The organism is Phyllobacterium sp. UNC302MFCol5.2 (assembly GCF_000686005.1).
In the GTDB taxonomy this organism is placed as follows: Bacteria; Pseudomonadota; Alphaproteobacteria; order Rhizobiales; family Rhizobiaceae; genus Phyllobacterium; species Phyllobacterium pellucidum.
In genome coordinates, this window is record NZ_JMLL01000014.1 from 64,531 (window position 1) to 81,590 (window position 17,060).

The window sequence follows — 17,060 nt, forward strand, 5'->3', positions numbered from 1 at the left end:
GGACAATCTCAGTATTCGACGCGCTTGTAGTAGCGGCGCGTTGTCAGCGGATGGTCGCGCAAAACTTCGAGATGGGCGCTCAGACGCTCCAGCATGGTGGCGAGGATAATCGGAGAGATCAGCTTGCGCGTATTCTCGGAAATTCCCGGCAGCTTGACAGCGGCTGCGTCCAGAACCCGAACCTTGTCGGTATAGCGTTTTGCGAAATTTTCGACGCGATCGGTCAGTGGGCGGCAGGCATCCTCACCCTTGAAGATGAACAGGCTGACACCGGGCTCGACCAACTCCAGCGTGCCGTGGAAGAAATCGGACGCATGAACCGGACGTGTGCGGATCCACTGCATTTCCTCAAGGATGCACATCCCGTAATAATGCGCTTCCGGCCAGACCGAACCTGCGCCGGTGAAGATGTGATAGGTCTCGTCCTTGATTTCCTGGGCGAGCCCGGCAGCGCCAGCCTCGTAATCTTCCTTCACCGATACGAGCAATTCCGGCAGCTTCTTAAGCTCTGCCACAGTCGCATCGAAGTCCGCAAATTCACCACGCTCAGCCAGCAGGGCGAGAACGATCAGGAGAGTTTGCAGGTAGAACGATTCCGAGGATGTATCGTCTTCGGCGAAGTTGGTGAAATTGTAGTCCGCATCGAGGCCGAGAGGCGTGTTCTTATGCCCGGTGAGGGAAAGCGTCTTTACGCCGCGCTCCTTCAGGAAAGCCATAAGCTGGACGCTTTCCTTGGTTGTTCCCGATAGCGACGGAAGAATGACGAGCGCCCGTTCATCAAGGCCAGCCGGCGCTTCGAGAACGACCTGCGCCGGAAATGCCGCCGAGACCGGGAAAACAGTTCCGTTCCGGGCAAGCTCGATCGCCGGCTGCGTCAGAAACTGCACGCCGCCCGTGCCCATGAAGAAAATCCGTTCGAGGCCATCGTCGAGCAGCTTGCGCACCAGGGCGCGCACGTCATCGGCGATTGCGACTGCGCCACTTTGTATCTTCACAAAGCGATCTTTATCGAAGTTGAGCATTAGAACCTTCCCGTTTGCGCATATCAACACCGCTGGAGAGCGAGGTACCGTCTTGCGCGAATGTTCGTTAAGACAATGTGAGATCGATCTCACACATATTTAGCGCACAAGAATTTCACGCTGACAAGTGGGTTGGAATATTTTTTTGCTGAGATGGGCGGTGTGGCTCAAACGTCCTGTCGACGGCTCACCGAACCTCTGACCAACAGCTTGGTTTCAAAGCGAATTTGTCTTGTCTGGCGGTTATGTCCGGAGAGCCGTTCAAAAAGGAGCCGGGCCGCAGCAAGGCCGATTTCCGACACCGGCTGTGCAACGACTGTGATCTGCGGATCGGTAAATGTCGCCAGGTTGAAGTCGTCGAATCCGATGAGCGACACGTCATGGGGGATGGAGATTCCCATCGAACGAAATGCTAACAGCGCGCCTTGGGTCATCAAACTGTCGACGGTGAAGAGTGCAGTCGGTGGCGATTTCTGGCTGAACAGTCGAATGGTCGCATCGATCGCGTGTTCGACGGTCGATTGGGATACGGAAATCATTCTGTCGTCCGGGTTGATGCCTGCGGCGACAAGCGCGCTTTGATAGCCGCTCAAGCGTGCGCGCGACGTGAAGATGCGCGTATCGTCCTGGAGAAGGCCGATGCGTCGGTGGCCCATGGCGATGAGGTATTCGATGGCCTTGCGCGCTCCGCCTTCATTATCGACGACGACACTGTCGCAATCGATTCCTTGCACGACACGGTCGATCAGCACCAGCGGGACGTTTTCCTCGATCAGGCGCTTTAGATGGATGTTGTTCTCGTCCGATGTCGGCGCGACGATGAAGCCCCGAATGCTCAGGGACTGCAGGCTCGCCAGCAAGGAGACTTCCTGTTCCAGTTGCTCTTCGCTGCTGCCGATAATCAGATTGTACCGGCTTTGACGCGCCAAAGCCTCGATATCATGCGCGATCCGGGCGAAAAATGGATTCTGAATGTCACCGAGAATGCAGCCGATGATCGGCAATTGGCCGTTGCGCAGCGCCTGTGCCAGGCGATTGCCCCTGTAACCGAGCTTTTCCGCCGCTTCCTGAACGCGCTGCGCGGTCTCGTCGCCAACGTAACCATAGCTGTTGAGCGCACGAGCAGCCGTCGCGCGGGAGACGTTCGCAAAAGCTGCCACATCCTTCAACGTCGCTGGTTTCTGAGCCATTTCAACCTTCTCGAAGCACGAATATTGCGCCGCTTTCGCCCCTTTTATCCTCGGGATGCCGGTTAGCATAGGCGGGGTGCGATAGAATTCGGCATCGAAGGGAGAGCGAGTCTCCGCTTCATGCAACCAGAAATAAATTATGCTGTGAAATGTCTGCCTTTTGCGGCGTGGACGGTTTTGCCCGGGTGCTGCCTGAGCCCAAGGTTCCGTCTTGCTTGCGGCTACTATTCAGGACAATACAGAATGCGGCAGGACAAACGGCGTGCCCGGCGCCGGAAATGCGCCAACCTTAAGCGCACAATCATAGACCCGTAAGATGCGCTCATCCGTGAGCACCTCAGCCGGCGTGCCGACGCAATCGGTATGACCGCGATTCATGATAACAACCTTGTCGCCGTACATCGCGGTGAGATTGAGATCATGCAGGATCGCAACGACCCCTCCCCCGCGTTCAGCAAAGGCGCGCGCGATCCGCATGATGATCAACTGATGCTTGATGTCCAGGCTCGAGACGGGCTCATCGAGGAAGAGAAAACGCGGCTGTCCGTCGAGCACGGGTTGCCAGACCTGGCAGAGAACGCGGGCAAGTTGCACACGCTGTTGCTCGCCGCCTGAGAGTTCCTGGTAGAACCGGCCGCCGAATCCGGCAAGATCCACAAGGTCCAGGGCGAGATCCGGCAGATCCCTTGCCGGCCCTGCACCGGTACGACCGGCGATCACTCCCAGCTTGACGATTTCCCGGACAGTGAACGGGAATGAGAGCGAGGTGGCTTGCGGCAGGATGGCGCGCGCGGTAGCCATCTGCCAGGGTTTCATCCTGTCGATCGGTGTACCGTTGAGGCTTATGCGGCCCGTAAATGGCAGGTCGCCCGCCATCGCCCGAAGCAATGTCGTCTTGCCCGATCCGTTCGGCCCTACGACGACGGTGAATTTTCCGGCTTCAGCCGTGAAAGCAGCGCAGTCGATGATCTTTTTGCGGCCAAGGAAGACAGTTACGTCGCTCACGTCAATGCAATGGGAATTCGCCATTGTGCGGGTCCTAGAGATCGAGGATGCCGCGTCTGCGCAGCAATATCCAGAGGAAGAAAGGTGCTCCAACAGCGGCGGTGACAATGCCTATCGGCAGTTCCGAGGGTGCCACGATCGTCCGGCTCACCGTATCGGCAAGCAGCAGCATGCATGCGCCGAGCAGCGCCGCGGCTGGCAGGAGGTAGCGGTGATCCGGGCCGATAACGATGCGCAGAAGATGCGGTACGACAATCCCCACAAAGCCTATGCCACCGCTGACTGCAACGGATGCGCCGGTCGCCGCGGCGACTGTGACGATGGCAATATACTTCAGCCTCTGCACCGGAATGCCGAGGTGGCCGGCGGAGGCTTCACCGAGGGCGAGCCCGTTCAGGCCTTGCGCGAGGAACGGGGAGGCAAGCAGCGAGGCGATGATGAAGGGTCCGGCCGCCGCGATCTTGATCCAACTGGCGCCGGCAAGGGAACCAAGCCCCCAGAAGGTGAGATCACGCAACTGCCTGTCATCGGCAACGTAGACCAGTATGCCCATGTAGGCGCCGGCCATGGCGCCGAGCGCGATGCCGGCGAGCAGCATCGTCGCGATCGACGTTTGTCCGCGCCGGGTCGCTACCCGGTAGAGAATCGCAGTGAAACTCAAGGCGCCTGCAAACGCTGCAAGCGGCAGGGCGTAACTACCGAAGAATGCGATCATGGGCGCGAGCGCCGTGCCGCCAAGCACGATCATGCTCACCGCGCCAAGTCCTGCGCCAGCCGAGACCCCGACAATGCCGGGATCGGCGAGGGGATTGCGGAAGAGGCCCTGCATCACCGCCCCGGACACCGCAAGTGAGGCACCGATCAGTGCGCCAAGGATGACCCGCGGCAATCTGATGTCGTAGACGATGATCCGGTCGCGGAGCGATACCGCGTCCAGACTGTCCTGCGAAGCGGAGAATAAACTGGAGAGCACTGAAAGAGCAGACGCATCCGATGCGCCGGCCGTAAGGCTGAACGCCATGGAAGCCAGAAGGCAGCCACACAAGATGACGATGACTGCCCTTGCCAGATGGGATCGATCGCCATCGGCGAGGTGCCTCGTCGATGTCTGGCGCCGCCCCATGAGTTTTGTGGTCAAGGCTTCGCTCATTGGCTGAGTTTGTCGCCATAAATTGCCTTGGCAAGGTCATGCACGGCGTTGGGCGTGCGTGGACCGAAACCGAGGAGATATTGCCCGTTCATGCGTATAATCGATTTCGAAGCGCCGGCCGGAGTCGCGGCAATGGCCTTGTTGGCAAGCAGGTCAGCGTTGGCGGCCGCATGATCCCCTCCCCTGTCCATGACGAGAATGACATCCGGTTTTGCGGTAATGATCGCCTCGTCGGTCAGCGGCTTGTAGCCCTCAAAGCCGCTGATCGCATTCTCGGCCCCTGCAAGTTCGATGATCCCGTTGGCAGCGGTCTTGGTGCCGGAACTAAGGATCTTGCCGCCCTGCGCGCTGAGGATGAACAGGACCCGTTTGCGCTCCTGAATATCCTTGGTTTCGGCCGCAGCTGATGCGAGCTTCTTTTCAAGTTCGCCGGCAAGCGCTTTCGCCTTGGCCTCGGCTCCGAGGGCTTTGCCGACGACCTCGACTTTCGCGACAATGCCCGGGCCCGAATAGCTCTCCGGCACTGCCACCATGGGAACGCTCGCCTTCTTCAGGACATCGATCGTCTCTTTTGGTCCACTGCCTTCGACGGCGATGATTGCCGTCGGATTGATCGAGAGCACACCCTCGGGAGACAGTGCGCGCATATAACCGATGTCGGGAAGCTTGGTCGCTGCATCAGGGAACGTACTCGTCGAGTCCCTGCCGACGAGCCGCGACTCTTCGCCCAGCGCATAGATGATCTCGGTGATCGAATCGCCAATCGACACAATACGGCTCGCATCGGGCAACGCACCAGTAACCTCTTCGGCCTGGGTTGGCACAAGCGTTGTCAACAGGAAGCCCGCGCAGACAATTGTCCTGAGTGTCATGGTCGCCTCACGCCGCTGCATGCATGAGGTTGGGAAGATTTTCTACAAGGTCGCGCCAGTCACTGCGTTCGCCCGATCCTTCGGCCCGCTTGCCGAAAAACTGCACGATCAACGCGCCTTTCGCATCGTAAGCCTCCAGGGATGTTACGTGGCCATCTTTAGTCGGCTTACGTACGGCCCATACTTCGGCGATGTGATCGGTTCGCAGATGCATATGGAACGTCTCGTCGAGGATGTTGATCCAGGGCCCCATGGGCTTCACCGCCTGGATCGGTCCGCTGTGAATCTGAATGCAACCGCGATTGCCGATAAAGCACATGATCGGCATTTCGCCCTTGGCCGCCTGGTGCAGCATCGTGGTCACCGTCTGCCCGTCGAGACGCCAAGCGAAATCGTCGCCGATGACTTGCACCGCCTGGTGGCGCGTCATGCTCAACGACCGCAATATGCCGAAGAATTCGTGGACGTCGCGCATTTTCTTCCAGCGATCACGCAGGCTGGATGCGTCGAGCTCTTCGATTGCCAGTTTCTTTTCCTCGATTTCGGGCAATGAAGTCAGTTCGATTGTCTGCGATTGGTCGTCGAGGCGCAGCTTGGCGACCAGCACTTCATACGCATCGAGGCTGGAAGCCGGCCGCAAATGAATCTTGTGTATTGCTTCGCCCGCTGCGTCGAAGAATTGCAGGCTGCGGCGGACGCTACCGTCCTCGTCTTCCTTGGCAACTGCGAAGCCGTGGGCCCAATGGCTCTGAAAGATTCGCATGTCGATTTGTTCGCCGAGAACCATGCTAGCATGTTTGCTGACATGGGCGTTTTCGTAAGTGCCGATCTTCTCATGCACGGCGCTTTCGTTACGGGTAAGTGCCATTACTTCGCCAAGTGAAGCAATCTCGGTCAGAAACGTCTCGATGCGCGGGCTGATGCGCACGACGCTGATTCCGCAATAGGCAGCGACGAGCTCGGCTTCCGAGACGCCGAGCTGCTGCGCAAGGTCCCGCTCGCGCATTTTCGGATTTTCAGCACGAGCCTGCCGAATGGTTTCGGGAGTAGATTTTACTGGTTCAGCCATGACGAGCGCCCCTTGATGTTTTGTCCTCGAATGAAAGTCTGAAGCGGGCAAGAATGCCATTTTTCAAACTTGACTCTTAAAGTCACCTTTATTACTCAACACAAAGAAGAGTCAACCAGTCAAGATTTGAAATGACCTTCTAGAAACAATCGTTTGCAAGCGAGCAATGAGCTTTTTCAAGAGCGCCTTTAAGCCAGCCAGCATTCAGACTCTGGAGAGAATGGGTAATTATGGGGCTTATTGCACGGAATACGGCTGCTCTGCTCGGCGGAGCGGCGCTGATGGTAATGATTGGCTCGGCGGTTGCGGGGGCGCAGCAGGTCACTCCAAATGCACAACCGGGGGCGCAACAGCCCGAGGGTGAAGCTGCAAAGAAGGGGCGCGTGACGCTGCTGCAGCGACTGGTGATCGGCGCCGGCGTCGACAAGATCGCGATCGATACGCCGCAGGCCGTAACCGTGGTCGATCAGGAACAGATGGATCAGGACCAGCCGACGACGATCGGCGATACGCTGCGCGACGTGCCCGGTGTCACCGCGATCGGCAGCGACCGTATTTTTGGCGAGGCGTTCAACATCCGTGGTATCGGCGGAGCCGCGGCGGCGGACGAATCGAAGATCATCATCAATGTCGATGGTACGCCCAAATTCTACGAGCAGTACCGCATGGGATCCTTTTTCAGCGATCCCGAGCTTTACAAGCAGGTCGAAGTCCTGCGCGGCCCGGCTTCGTCTACCCTCTACGGTTCCGGAGCCCTCGGCGGCGTCATCAATCTGACGACGAAAGACGCGGCAGATTTTCTGGTGAACGGTCAGAACAATTCCGTGCGCGTAAAGAGCGCCTATGATTCCAATGGTACGGGCATTCTCGGCTCAACCATTTATGCGACGCGCCTGAACGAGAATTTCGAATTCCTTGGGATGGGCAATTATCGCCAGAGCGACGATTACAAGGACGGCGATGGCGACACGATCCAGGGTTCGAATTTCGAATCCTGGTCTGGTCTGGCGAAAGGCACCTATCGTTTCGGCGATGGTAACGAACAGACCATCCGCCTTTCCTATCAGCGCTGGCAGGGCAGCGGCGACGACCAGGCCTATTCACAGACCGACAATTTTGATTTTGGAACAGTCGATCGCAAGGTGACTGACCAGACGGCCGTCTTCAGCTACGAGAATCCCGCCAGCGACAATCCATGGCTCAATCTCAAGTTCGAACTCTCCTATTCGGACACTGCGAACGAACAGACCAATGCTTCGGGAATAGGCATGCCCGACCAGCTGTTCGACGATTCGGATTATTCGTACCAGACGTTGCAGGCTCGTCTCGAGAATACCTTTGAGTACAAGGCTGACGATTTCGAGAACTACCTGACGATCGGCACGCAAATCAGCCGTCAGGATCGCGACGCCGAATCGCTCAGCGGTGTCCGGCCTGGGCCGATTCTGTTCCATCCTGAGGGAACCGAGAACAAGTACGGGTTCTACGCCCAGGACGAATTCGTGTGGCGGGAAAAGCTGACCTTGATCCCCGGCATCCGTTATGACTACCGCGACACATCGCCGGGCGAAGGTATCGCCAGTGCCGAAGACACCTCGGATGATGCAATTTCGCCGAAGCTTGCAGCGCTTTACAAATTCAACGACAGCTTCTCGGTGTTCGGGTCGGTGGCCCACACGGAACGGTTCCCGACCATCGATGAGTTCTACTCAACGTCGGGTCCTGGACGCGGGACCTATCCTGGCGGTCGCACTGCCAGCCTGGATCTCGAGAAGGAGACGTCGAACAATTACGAAGCCGGCTTTTCTGTCGCCGGTTACGATCTGATGCGGGCCGGCGATACGTTGCAACTGAAGACCACCGGTTTCTACAACCAGATCCGCAACCTCATCAGCACCAATCCAAACAACCGCAGCCGCTTGCCCGTCACCTACTACGTTAACATCGCCGAAGCGAAAATTTATGGCGTTGAAGTCGAAGGGTCCTATGACGCTGAGGTCTTCTTCACTCGCCTCGCCTACAGCAACATAAAGGGCGAGGACGAGCAGACGGGTGCTCCGCTGACAACGATCCCCGCGCAGCAACTGACGATGACTGTTGGCGGCCGGATGGTCGATTACGGCGTGGAGTATGGCTGGCGCGGCCAATTCGCCGCCCACACCGATACAGGCTTCACCGGCCAGCCGACACCGGGCTACGGCGTTCACGACATCTTCACAAGCTGGAAGCCCGAGGAGGGCAAATATGCCGGTTTCGAAGCCCGCTTCGCTGTCGAGAACATCTTCGATCGGCAATATCGCGAGAATCTGTCCGGCACAGACGCCAAGGGCCGGACCTTCAAACTCACCTTGGCCAAACAATTTGGATGGTAACCATGAAATTTGCAGCAAGTCTTGGCTTTAGCATGACCGCTGTTACAGCCATATCACTTCTTGCCGCAACGGGGCTGGCGTCGGGGGAAGAGTCCACCCCGGCGCCAGCCCTGACTCTCGAATTGAATGCGCTGCAGCCCTCCGAAAAGGGCTGCCGCCTTACCTTCGTCGTCAGCAATAAGCTCAAAGCTCCGCTCGACAAGGCGGCCTTCGAGATCGCTCTGTTCAACGAGGCGAACGTCGTAGACCGCATCACGGTGCTTGACTTCAAGGACCTCCCCGAAGGCAAGACCAAGGTGCGGCGCTTCGATCTCGGCGACACTGACTGTGCCAAGGTGACGCGTGTCCTCATCAACGATGCTACTGAGTGCTCCGGCGCCGGGATCGACCCGAAAGCCTGTATCCGGCAGTTGAAGCCCATCACCAAATCATCGGTGCAGTTCGGGAGCTGAGTGATGGCCTACGCGCTGGCATTTCGTTCCGAGCCCCAGCCTGTCAGGCTGGCGGAACCGCCAGCGCTGCATCTTGTCTCCGATACCAGTCTGCTCCTCTCCTACGCGCACCCCGAAGAGCATCAGCAACTACCGGGCGCGTCGGCGATGGAACTTTCACCGGATGCCAACGCAGGCGAAAGCCTGTCAAGCACGCCGGTGCCTGTCGCAACAAGCTGGTATCGCAAGCTCCTTCTGTCGTGCGGGTTTCATGCCGCGCTGGCACTCTTCATGGTCGGATTCATCGCAGACGAAGTCCTGATTGCTGGAAGCCAGCAGACCATGGCGTCTTTGCTTGGCGACGGTGCGGTCGACATGAACAGCTCAGGTGAGCCGGATCAACTTCCTGATGCGACCAACGTCACACTGATATCGATGCAGGCACCAATCCCGATACCTGTGGAAAATGTCGAAGTACCGCCCTCCCCTGCCGCCAGCGACGCCCCAATTGAGACACCGGTACCTGCGGAAGCGATTATGCCTGTTGAACCGGCAGAAAATGTCACGGCCGTCGAGGAGACGCCAGCAACCGTTGCACCCGCTGACGCATTGGAAGTGCTTGCGGTGCAGGTTCCGTCTGAACACGGCAGCGTCGCCCCGGTAACGCAGGCGGCGGATGTTAAGACCGATTCAGTCCAGCCGGTTGAAGAGCCTGCCGAGAGTCCGGCGGAAGCGACGCACATCGTCGAGAAGACCGACCCCGCCCCGGTTCAAAAACCCGTGCAGCGAACGGCAAAAATAGAGAGCGAAGCAAAGCCGGCTAAGCCATCCAAGCCACTAGCAGCACAGGGCCGTGAGGGCTCGAATGAGCGCACAGCGCGCGTCGGCGTTGCCGACGGCAAGAGCGATGGCGACAAAAGTTCTGATGGCAACGCCAAAGGAAAGTCCACCGTTGAGGGAAATGCGGCGGTATCCAACTATCCGGGTACGGTGACGTCCAAGCTTCGGCGTGCTTTGCGCCGCCAGGGGCGATTGCGGGGTGAGTTGATCGTTTCCTTCGTCGTCGCCAATAATGGCAGCGTATCGAGCGTTGCCGTAGGCCGCAGTTCTGGCAATCCCGCCGTCGATCGGGCGGGGATTGAGACAGTCAGGCGTGCTGCGCCCTTCCCTCCGATCCCCGCCGACGCCAAACGCTCGAGCTGGGCGTTTGACGTTCCCCTCGCCTTTGGCGGTTAAGTGGATTACGCGTCCGTTACTTCCATGAATCGCATGTGATTGTTGAAGGGGTCGGTCACCTCGAGTTCAAGCCGAGTGCCCTCGTCATGAAGTCCAGGCTTCATGTAGCGGTAGTTTTTTGCTGAAAGCTCCGCGTGGAACGTTCGTATTCCCTTCATGTAGATGACCATGTTGCCACCCGGCGTTGCATCGCCTGCATGTTCGGACAGGTGCAGCCGCAGGCCGCCGCGTGAGATTTGCGTGTAAAGCGGAAAGTTGTCGCCGTAGCGATGTTCCCAATCGACCTTGAAGCCGAGGAACCCCAGATAGAATTCGTGCGCCTTCGCCACGTCGAATATTCTGACGATTGGGACAGCCTGTTCAAAGGCGATAGCACTGTTCTCCGCCACGCCATCGATCCGCGCGGCAAGGATGTTCCAGTTCGCCAGGCCAAACTGCCGAGCCACAATCTCGAGTGCTTCGCTTTGTTTGATGGCCTGTTCGCGTTCGGCGAATGCATCTCTCAGCACTTTCGCCATAGCTTTCGCATTGCGGTAATCACGCATAACGTTTCCTTTCATCCGGCGAAATTCATACCCGTGCCCGCGTTGCAGATAATTTCGCCCGACGTTGGAAGGTCAGGAAACATTATGCGAAGGCGTTCACCATGCTCCATTTCTGGAGTGCGGACGGCAGGCGCACCTTCAGGCCCTGAGAGCAACTTAGTGAAGGAAATCGCAATTGTCAGGGGGCAAAAATGCATTTCCGGTAATATTTCTACAGGCGAGACCGTGGCTGTCCGTGTGGCTGGCTGTTGCCTGTGGAGGGTATATTCCCAGTGCGAAGAACGCGGGATGCGGGCTCTATATTAGGCGTTATGGCGACGACGATCTCCCCTCCCCTATCGTAAGGCTGCGGCAGTTCCAGAGTCTAACTCAAAGGGATGCAGGTGGCTTTAAATTACCAAAGTTGTCCGCGGACAACAGCCGCTCAGGCCGCCAATTCGCGCCATGGTTAAATGTTTGTGAATTCTTTACGAATCGGGCCATATTGTAACTGCGCAGTTTGAGCTAAAGTTTCGTCAATTGCGCAGTTCGAGGATCACCGATGTTGCAGACACCAATCCAAAGCGGCGAGCAGGAGCACCTGCCATCGATGTTGTCCGCGGATTCGCTGGAATTGTCACGCCAGCTCCAGCTTCACCAGCAGAAGATATTTCCGCCAACGTCCCAGAAAAGCATCCGGCAGTTCACGCCGGCCGAGGCCGCCTACTATATCGGTATTGGTGAAGGCTATCTGCGGCAGGTGGCATCGGAAGGACATGGACCGGAACCCCTTGCAAACGGCAGGCGGATGTATACGCCAGCCGATATGGAGCGGATCCGGCGCTCCCTCGACGAAAAGAACGGATCGCAAAAATACGTACCCAACCGCCGGTCCGGAGAAAAGCTGCAAGTCATCGCGGTAATGAACTTCAAGGGGGGGTCGGCCAAGACGACAACCTCTGCGCATCTGGCGCAATATCTCGCGCTGCGCGGCCAGCGCGTTCTGGCGGTGGATCTCGATCCACAGGCTTCGCTGTCGGCGCTTTTCGGCCATCAACCGGAACTCGACGTAGGCGAGGGCGAAACGCTCTACGGTGCTATACGCTACGAGGACCCGCGACCGATCGCAGAGATCGTTCGGGCCACATATACACAAAACCTCCATATCGTGCCGGGCAATCTGGAACTCATGGAGTTCGAGCATGAAACGCCACGGGCAATCACATCGGGATCGGCGGAGACGATGTTCTTCGCGCGCATAGGCGAGGTGCTCGCCGACATTGAAAGCCTTTACGACGTCGTTATCATCGATTGCCCGCCACAGCTCGGCTTCCTGACGATGTCGGCATTGTGCGCAGCAACGTCGGTTTTGATTACCGTGCATCCGCAAATGCTCGACGTGATGTCCATGTCGCAGTTTCTAGCCATGACCAGCGAGATGATGGCCGTGGTCGAGCGGGCAGGCGGCCGCACAAGCTATGACTGGATGCGCTATCTCGTGACGCGCTACGAGCCCAATGATGGTCCGCAGAACCAGATGACCGGATTCATGCGGGCGATTTTCGGCAATCGAATGCTACACAATCCCATGCTGAAATCGACCGCCATTTCCGATGCGGGCGTGACCAAGCAGACGCTCTATGAGGTCGAGCGGAGCCAGTTTACGCGGGGCACCTACGACCGGGCGATGGAGTCGCTGAACTCGGTCAATTCCGAAATCGAAGGCCTCCTCAACGCTACCTGGGGGAGGAAATAATGGCCCGCAAGAACCTCATCGAGGTTTCCGCCGCCGAGAGTGCCGCCCCGGATACGGCAACGCCAATGACGGCCACGAGACCGCTCGCCGGCTTTGTCGCGCCGACTGTGCGCAGCACGCCCATTGGCGGCATCACGAAGACGCTCGGTAGCATCACGCAGAAGTTCGAGCGTGCGCAGGATATAGAGAAACAGCTGGCCGAAGGGCAGACGATCGTCGAACTCGATCCTGCCATCGTTGACGGGTCTTTCATCAGCGATCGCCTTGGCATCGATGCGGCGGAACTTGCCGAACTCGTTGAACAGATCAAGAGCCATGGCCAGCAAGTGCCGATCCTCGTGCGTCCGCATCCGCAAGATAAGGGCCGCTATCAGGTCGCCTACGGTCACCGCCGGCTGGCGGCGGTCCGGCAGCTGGGCACCAGGGTTCGCGCCGTCATCCGGGAGCTTTCTGATGACCAGCTGGTTGTCAGTCAGGGACAGGAGAATAATGCGCGAACCAACCTTTCCTATATCGAGCGGGCCCTCTTTGCGGTTCGTCTCGAAGAGCGGTCGTTCTCGCGCGATACGATCATGGCTGCGCTTGGCGTGGACAAGGCGGCCCTCTCGAAGATGATCTCGGTTGTACGGCAAATTCCGACCGAGCTTATTGAGGCAATCGGCGCGGCACCGGAGGTCGGGAGGCGGCGGTGGATGGAGTTTGCCGAGCTTGCACCGAAATCAAGGCTCAAGAACTTATTGGCGTTGTTGTCCGCGGACAACTGCAGGGCCATGTCCAGTGACCAGCGCTTTCAAAAGGCCGTCGAGATATTGAGCCGAAGGCCTGACAAGGCGCAAGCAGCCACCGGGGCCAAGGTCTGGGTTCCAAGTGACAAGTCGGTCAGCGTTACGCTGAAAACAACCGCAAAGAAGGCCACGGTCACGCTCGAGGCGAGCAACGGCCCACGCTTTGCCGAATGGATCGCCGACAATCTGGGAGATCTCTATGAGGCTTTCCGGAAGTCGGCCAAGGAAACAACGGGAGACTAAACCGCAAAAGAAAAAGGCCCCCAAACGTTGCCGTCGTGGAAGCCCTTCTCATCTGTAGCAACTTGAGAATCGCATTTCCCCGAATCACTGTCAAGAGTCATTGGCGTCGTTTTGGCGAGTTGAGTTCTTTTGCCTTTTTGAAAAGGTGAAACGAGATGCTCGGAAATCTCATAACGACGCCCTTCGGGCGGCGGGCGATGTCGCTTGGCCAGTTGGAGGCCCAGCGCCAGGCGCAGACGGTGGATCAGGACAAGACGGCCGACAAATGGCAGATCTATCGTTGGCTGTGCGAAGGCAAGGACATCATCGGCATCGGCGATCGGGCGCTTGCCGTTCTCAATGCGCTGTTGTCGTTCCTGCCGGACAATGAACTTTCCAGCGCTAACGGGCTCGTCGTCTTTCCCTCCAACGCTCAGCTCTCAATGCGCGCGCACGGCATGGCGAGCGCGACTCTGCGCCGGCATCTGGCAGCGCTGGTCGAATGCGGCCTCATCACCCGCAAGGACAGCCCCAACGGCAAGCGCTATTCGCGCAAGGGCAGGGGAGGGGAGATTACCGACGCTTTCGGCTTTTCGCTGGCGCCCCTGCTTGCCCGCGCCGAGGAGATCGAAGCCGCAGCAGAAAGTGTGCGCGCTGAAAAACGGGCGCTGAAGCTCGTGCGTGAGCGTATTACCCTGCATCGCCGCGATATAGCCAAGCTGATCGAGGTTGCCGTTGCCGAAGCCATCCCAGGCGACTGGGCGACGCTGTGGCAGCGTCTGCGCACCCTGGTCGAGGCCATTCCGCGCCAGGCGGTCCTCGCCGCGCTGGAGCCGATCCTCGCTGCATTGGCGGATTTGCATGAGGAAGTCGCTATCCTTCTGGAAAACAACATTAATACCAGAAATACGAGCGGCAATGAGTCTCAGACTGAGCCGCAGCAACAGAATTCAAATACCGAGTCTCAATCTGACTTTGAACCCGGCTCAAGAAGAAGCCAAGGCGCGAGATCCGAACCCATCCGGCAGAAGGCCGAGGATGTCACCAAGACCTATCCATTGGGGCTGGTGATGAAGGCGTGTCCGGAAATTACCGACTATGCGGCGGCCGGCATCGACAACTGGCGCGGCTTCATGGCGACGGCGGCGCAGGTACGAGGTTACCTTGGCATTTCGCCCTCGGCCTATGCGGAGGCGCTCGACGTCTTTGGCGAAGAAAACACCGCCATCGTCATCGCCCTGATCCTCGAACGGGCCCAGCACATCAATTCCGCCGGCGGCTATCTGCGAGCCTTGACCGAGAAGGCGCGGGCAGGAGAGTTCACCGTCGGCCCCATGCTGATGGCGGCGCTCAAAGCCAATGGAATACGCCCGACACTGGTGGCTGGGGAATGAGGATGGAGGTTGCCTTAGTTTACGCCCGAAGGCCGAGTTTCCTTTCCGGTGGAGCACATGTTTGACTGAGGAAACAGCCGCGCGCACGATCCGCGCGACGTCGTTCACGCGATCGCCGGACGTGAATTCGACAAAACGTGTCCGACAAATTGGAATGCAATGGCTAATCAATTATCCAAGACACAGAAACGAATGCCGTATTAGGTTCAATTATCACGAATATATGCTAGTAAAACAATTTGTTAACCATAATGCGGCTAGGGTCGAAGATAGTTGGCAGCTTCGTCCGGCCCAGCTATGAGCGTCACTGGTGAGAAATGCCAGGCGCTCGCAATGTGTGCGACAAGGGTGCTGGGCTAATTCCTGAAATCAAGGGTCATCTCGATTCGGTTGGCGCTGTTATGTCCTGAATACACCTGGAATGATCCTCCGAGGCTCTCGACGCGATCCCGCAGCCCGTTGAGACCCATGCCTTCGCGCCAGACGGGGGGCTCCCTGTCTTGAAGGTTGTTTCCGCTTTTAACTGAAACGTTAAGCTGCATGCCGTCAAAGGTACATATGACTGATTGTTCGTGACCGCGCGCATGGCGGAAGGCGTTTGTCAACCCTTCCTGAACGAAGCGATAGACGCAGATTTTGATGGCAAGGGGGAGGGGCTCCGTAATTGGCAGACAGTCTACGTCCACTTTGGTATTCGTTCGCTGCTCGTGACTTCGCGCAACGCGAAAAATCAAATCGGAAAGTGCGAGCTTCTCGATATCCGGCAACATCAGGCCTTTCGAGATCGAACGTATTTCATCCAGTGCTTCCGAAAGCGCGCCGCCGATTTTCTTGAGCTCAATTTTCCGCGCGGCTCCATTCGGGGCACGGTGTACCTCATCCAGTTTTAGTGCCGCCAGCGTTATCAACTGCGCCGGACCATCATGCAGATCGGCGCCGATGTTGCGAAGCGCCCTTTCATTGAACTCGGCAACACGGCTTGAGGCTTGCTGCGATCGCTCGCGCAGGCGACGATTGTGCTCCGAAATCTGTTCGATCTTTCTAAGGCGCTGCACGAGGCCGGCTTTCTGAACATCGATCAACCGGCTGCCACGATAGACGATTCCAAACAGCCCTAGAACGATAAGGAGGGTCGCGGCCACAATGGCCAGCCAAGTGCGTCTTTGCACAAGGGTCAGCTTTTCTTCGAGCTGGCTGGGTACCTCGTGGATCTCGGCAACGGCAATGATGTTGCCTGAAAGGAGCTCGCGGATAGGGACATAAATTTCGAGATAGGATTTGTTGAATTCCCGCACCGTGTGTTCGGCGGCCGACAGGTCCGCATACTGCGCCGATACTTCTCCGGCAAGAGCGTCGACGAGGCCATGCGGTGCGGTAAACCTTCGCCCGATAATCTCCGCCGATCTGGAATAGACAATCAGGCCGTCATCCTTCCAGATCTCGAGGTGCGGAAACCTTTTGCTGAATTCATCGCCGCCCAGCAAAGCGTCCAGCCTTTGGATCTGTTCTGCCGACAGAGATTCGACCGTTGCGAGGTCGTGAACGAGAGGGGTGATCAAGCTTTGGAGAAACAGTGCGGTCGCACTGGCGGTGTCTTCGACAGTAACCTTCGATACGATGTTCGAAACAACGGACCCTGCAAGAAACATGGCTCCGAGCATGAACACGCCGCCGGCAAGGGCAAATTGCGTTGACAGGCTTTTCTCGCCAAACCACGCCTTGATTTCTTGCCTCCATTTACCTTGCAAGCATTCCTCCCGAAGCTAGCCGATCAGACCCTAATATACGGCAGGAACGCGCGACCGCTAGGAGATTAGGACATGTGTTCCATAGGCCGTTGGTCCAATCGACCATCAGCCTTAGGTCTGATTCATTTTCCGACCTTGCGACAATGCGATTTACGACCTGGAACAGTGGAATTGGGCAGACCTTGTTCCGTTACACCCGTGACCCGTTCGAGAGATGCTTCCCACAATGCCCGCTTCGTCTTTGAAGCAGAGGCGAGGACAACAGCATAGTTCCGTGGGAGACT

The 17,060-nt window shown here is 57.8% G+C and carries 14 protein-coding genes; 6 read left to right on the forward strand and 8 right to left on the reverse strand.

Annotation, left to right across the window (positions count from 1 at the left end; translation table 11 throughout):
* Positions 1-8: 8 nt before the first annotated feature.
* From BR48_RS0118505 to BR48_RS0118530, 6 genes are all read right to left on the reverse strand, one after another.
* Positions 9-1,022: an SIS domain-containing protein gene (locus BR48_RS0118505; RefSeq protein WP_027232676.1), complete on the reverse strand. Its 1,014-nt coding sequence runs from the start codon at positions 1,020-1,022 to the stop codon at positions 9-11.
* Between the two features lie 167 nt (positions 1,023-1,189).
* Positions 1,190-2,212 (reverse strand): LacI family DNA-binding transcriptional regulator, encoded by a 1,023-nt coding sequence (locus tag BR48_RS0118510; protein ID WP_027232677.1) that lies wholly within the window; start codon positions 2,210-2,212, stop codon positions 1,190-1,192.
* Between the two features lie 228 nt (positions 2,213-2,440).
* Complete coding sequence (locus BR48_RS0118515) at positions 2,441-3,241, reverse strand: heme ABC transporter ATP-binding protein (protein WP_027232678.1); 801 nt, start codon at positions 3,239-3,241, stop codon at positions 2,441-2,443.
* Between the two features lie 10 nt (positions 3,242-3,251).
* Complete coding sequence (locus BR48_RS0118520; protein WP_027232679.1) at positions 3,252-4,340, reverse strand: iron ABC transporter permease; 1,089 nt, start codon at positions 4,338-4,340, stop codon at positions 3,252-3,254.
* 23 nt (positions 4,341-4,363) lie between these two features.
* Complete coding sequence (locus BR48_RS0118525) at positions 4,364-5,239, reverse strand: ABC transporter substrate-binding protein (RefSeq protein WP_027232680.1); 876 nt, start codon at positions 5,237-5,239, stop codon at positions 4,364-4,366.
* Positions 5,240-5,246: 7 nt separating this feature from the next.
* Positions 5,247-6,308, reverse strand: a complete 1,062-nt coding sequence (locus BR48_RS0118530) for a hemin-degrading factor (protein WP_027232681.1) — start codon at positions 6,306-6,308, stop codon at positions 5,247-5,249.
* A 230-nt stretch (positions 6,309-6,538) separates the two neighbouring features.
* On the opposite strand from BR48_RS0118530, the gene BR48_RS0118535 reads away from it, so the two are divergent.
* The 3 genes from BR48_RS0118535 to BR48_RS25570 are packed head-to-tail and all read left to right on the forward strand — an operon-like array spanning position 6,539 to position 10,347.
* Complete coding sequence (locus tag BR48_RS0118535) at positions 6,539-8,680, forward strand: TonB-dependent hemoglobin/transferrin/lactoferrin family receptor (protein WP_036814898.1); 2,142 nt, start codon at positions 6,539-6,541, stop codon at positions 8,678-8,680.
* Between the two features lie 2 nt (positions 8,681-8,682).
* Complete coding sequence (locus BR48_RS0118540; protein WP_027232683.1) at positions 8,683-9,132, forward strand: hypothetical protein; 450 nt, start codon at positions 8,683-8,685, stop codon at positions 9,130-9,132.
* Positions 9,133-9,135: 3 nt separating this feature from the next.
* On the forward strand, positions 9,136-10,347 hold the full coding sequence (locus tag BR48_RS25570; protein WP_027232684.1) for a TonB family protein: 1,212 nt from the start codon (positions 9,136-9,138) through the stop codon (positions 10,345-10,347).
* Between the two features lie 5 nt (positions 10,348-10,352).
* Here the strand turns inward: BR48_RS25570 and BR48_RS0118550 are convergent, their stop codons facing one another.
* Entirely contained in the window at positions 10,353-10,892 is a 540-nt protein-coding gene (locus BR48_RS0118550) for a glyoxalase superfamily protein (protein WP_027232685.1), read from the reverse strand.
* A gap of 541 nt (positions 10,893-11,433) precedes the next feature.
* Between BR48_RS0118550 and repA the strand changes: the two genes are divergently transcribed.
* The 3 genes from repA to repC all read left to right on the forward strand — a co-directional run bounded on the left by repA (position 11,434) and on the right by repC (position 15,028).
* Positions 11,434-12,627: a plasmid partitioning protein RepA gene (repA, locus tag BR48_RS0118555; RefSeq protein ID WP_027232686.1), complete on the forward strand. Its 1,194-nt coding sequence runs from the start codon at positions 11,434-11,436 to the stop codon at positions 12,625-12,627.
* Entirely contained in the window at positions 12,627-13,655 is a 1,029-nt protein-coding gene (repB, locus tag BR48_RS0118560; RefSeq protein ID WP_027232687.1) for a plasmid partitioning protein RepB, read from the forward strand. Before repA ends, repB begins: the two co-directional genes overlap by 1 nt.
* Before the next feature lie 155 nt (positions 13,656-13,810).
* Positions 13,811-15,028: a plasmid replication protein RepC gene (repC, locus tag BR48_RS0118565; RefSeq protein ID WP_027232688.1), complete on the forward strand. Its 1,218-nt coding sequence runs from the start codon at positions 13,811-13,813 to the stop codon at positions 15,026-15,028.
* Positions 15,029-15,384: 356 nt separating this feature from the next.
* Here repC and BR48_RS0118570 read toward each other — a convergent pair whose 3' ends face one another.
* Positions 15,385-16,512 (reverse strand): sensor histidine kinase, encoded by a 1,128-nt coding sequence (locus BR48_RS0118570; RefSeq protein WP_197030370.1) that lies wholly within the window; start codon positions 16,510-16,512, stop codon positions 15,385-15,387.
* Positions 16,513-17,060 lie beyond the last annotated feature (548 nt).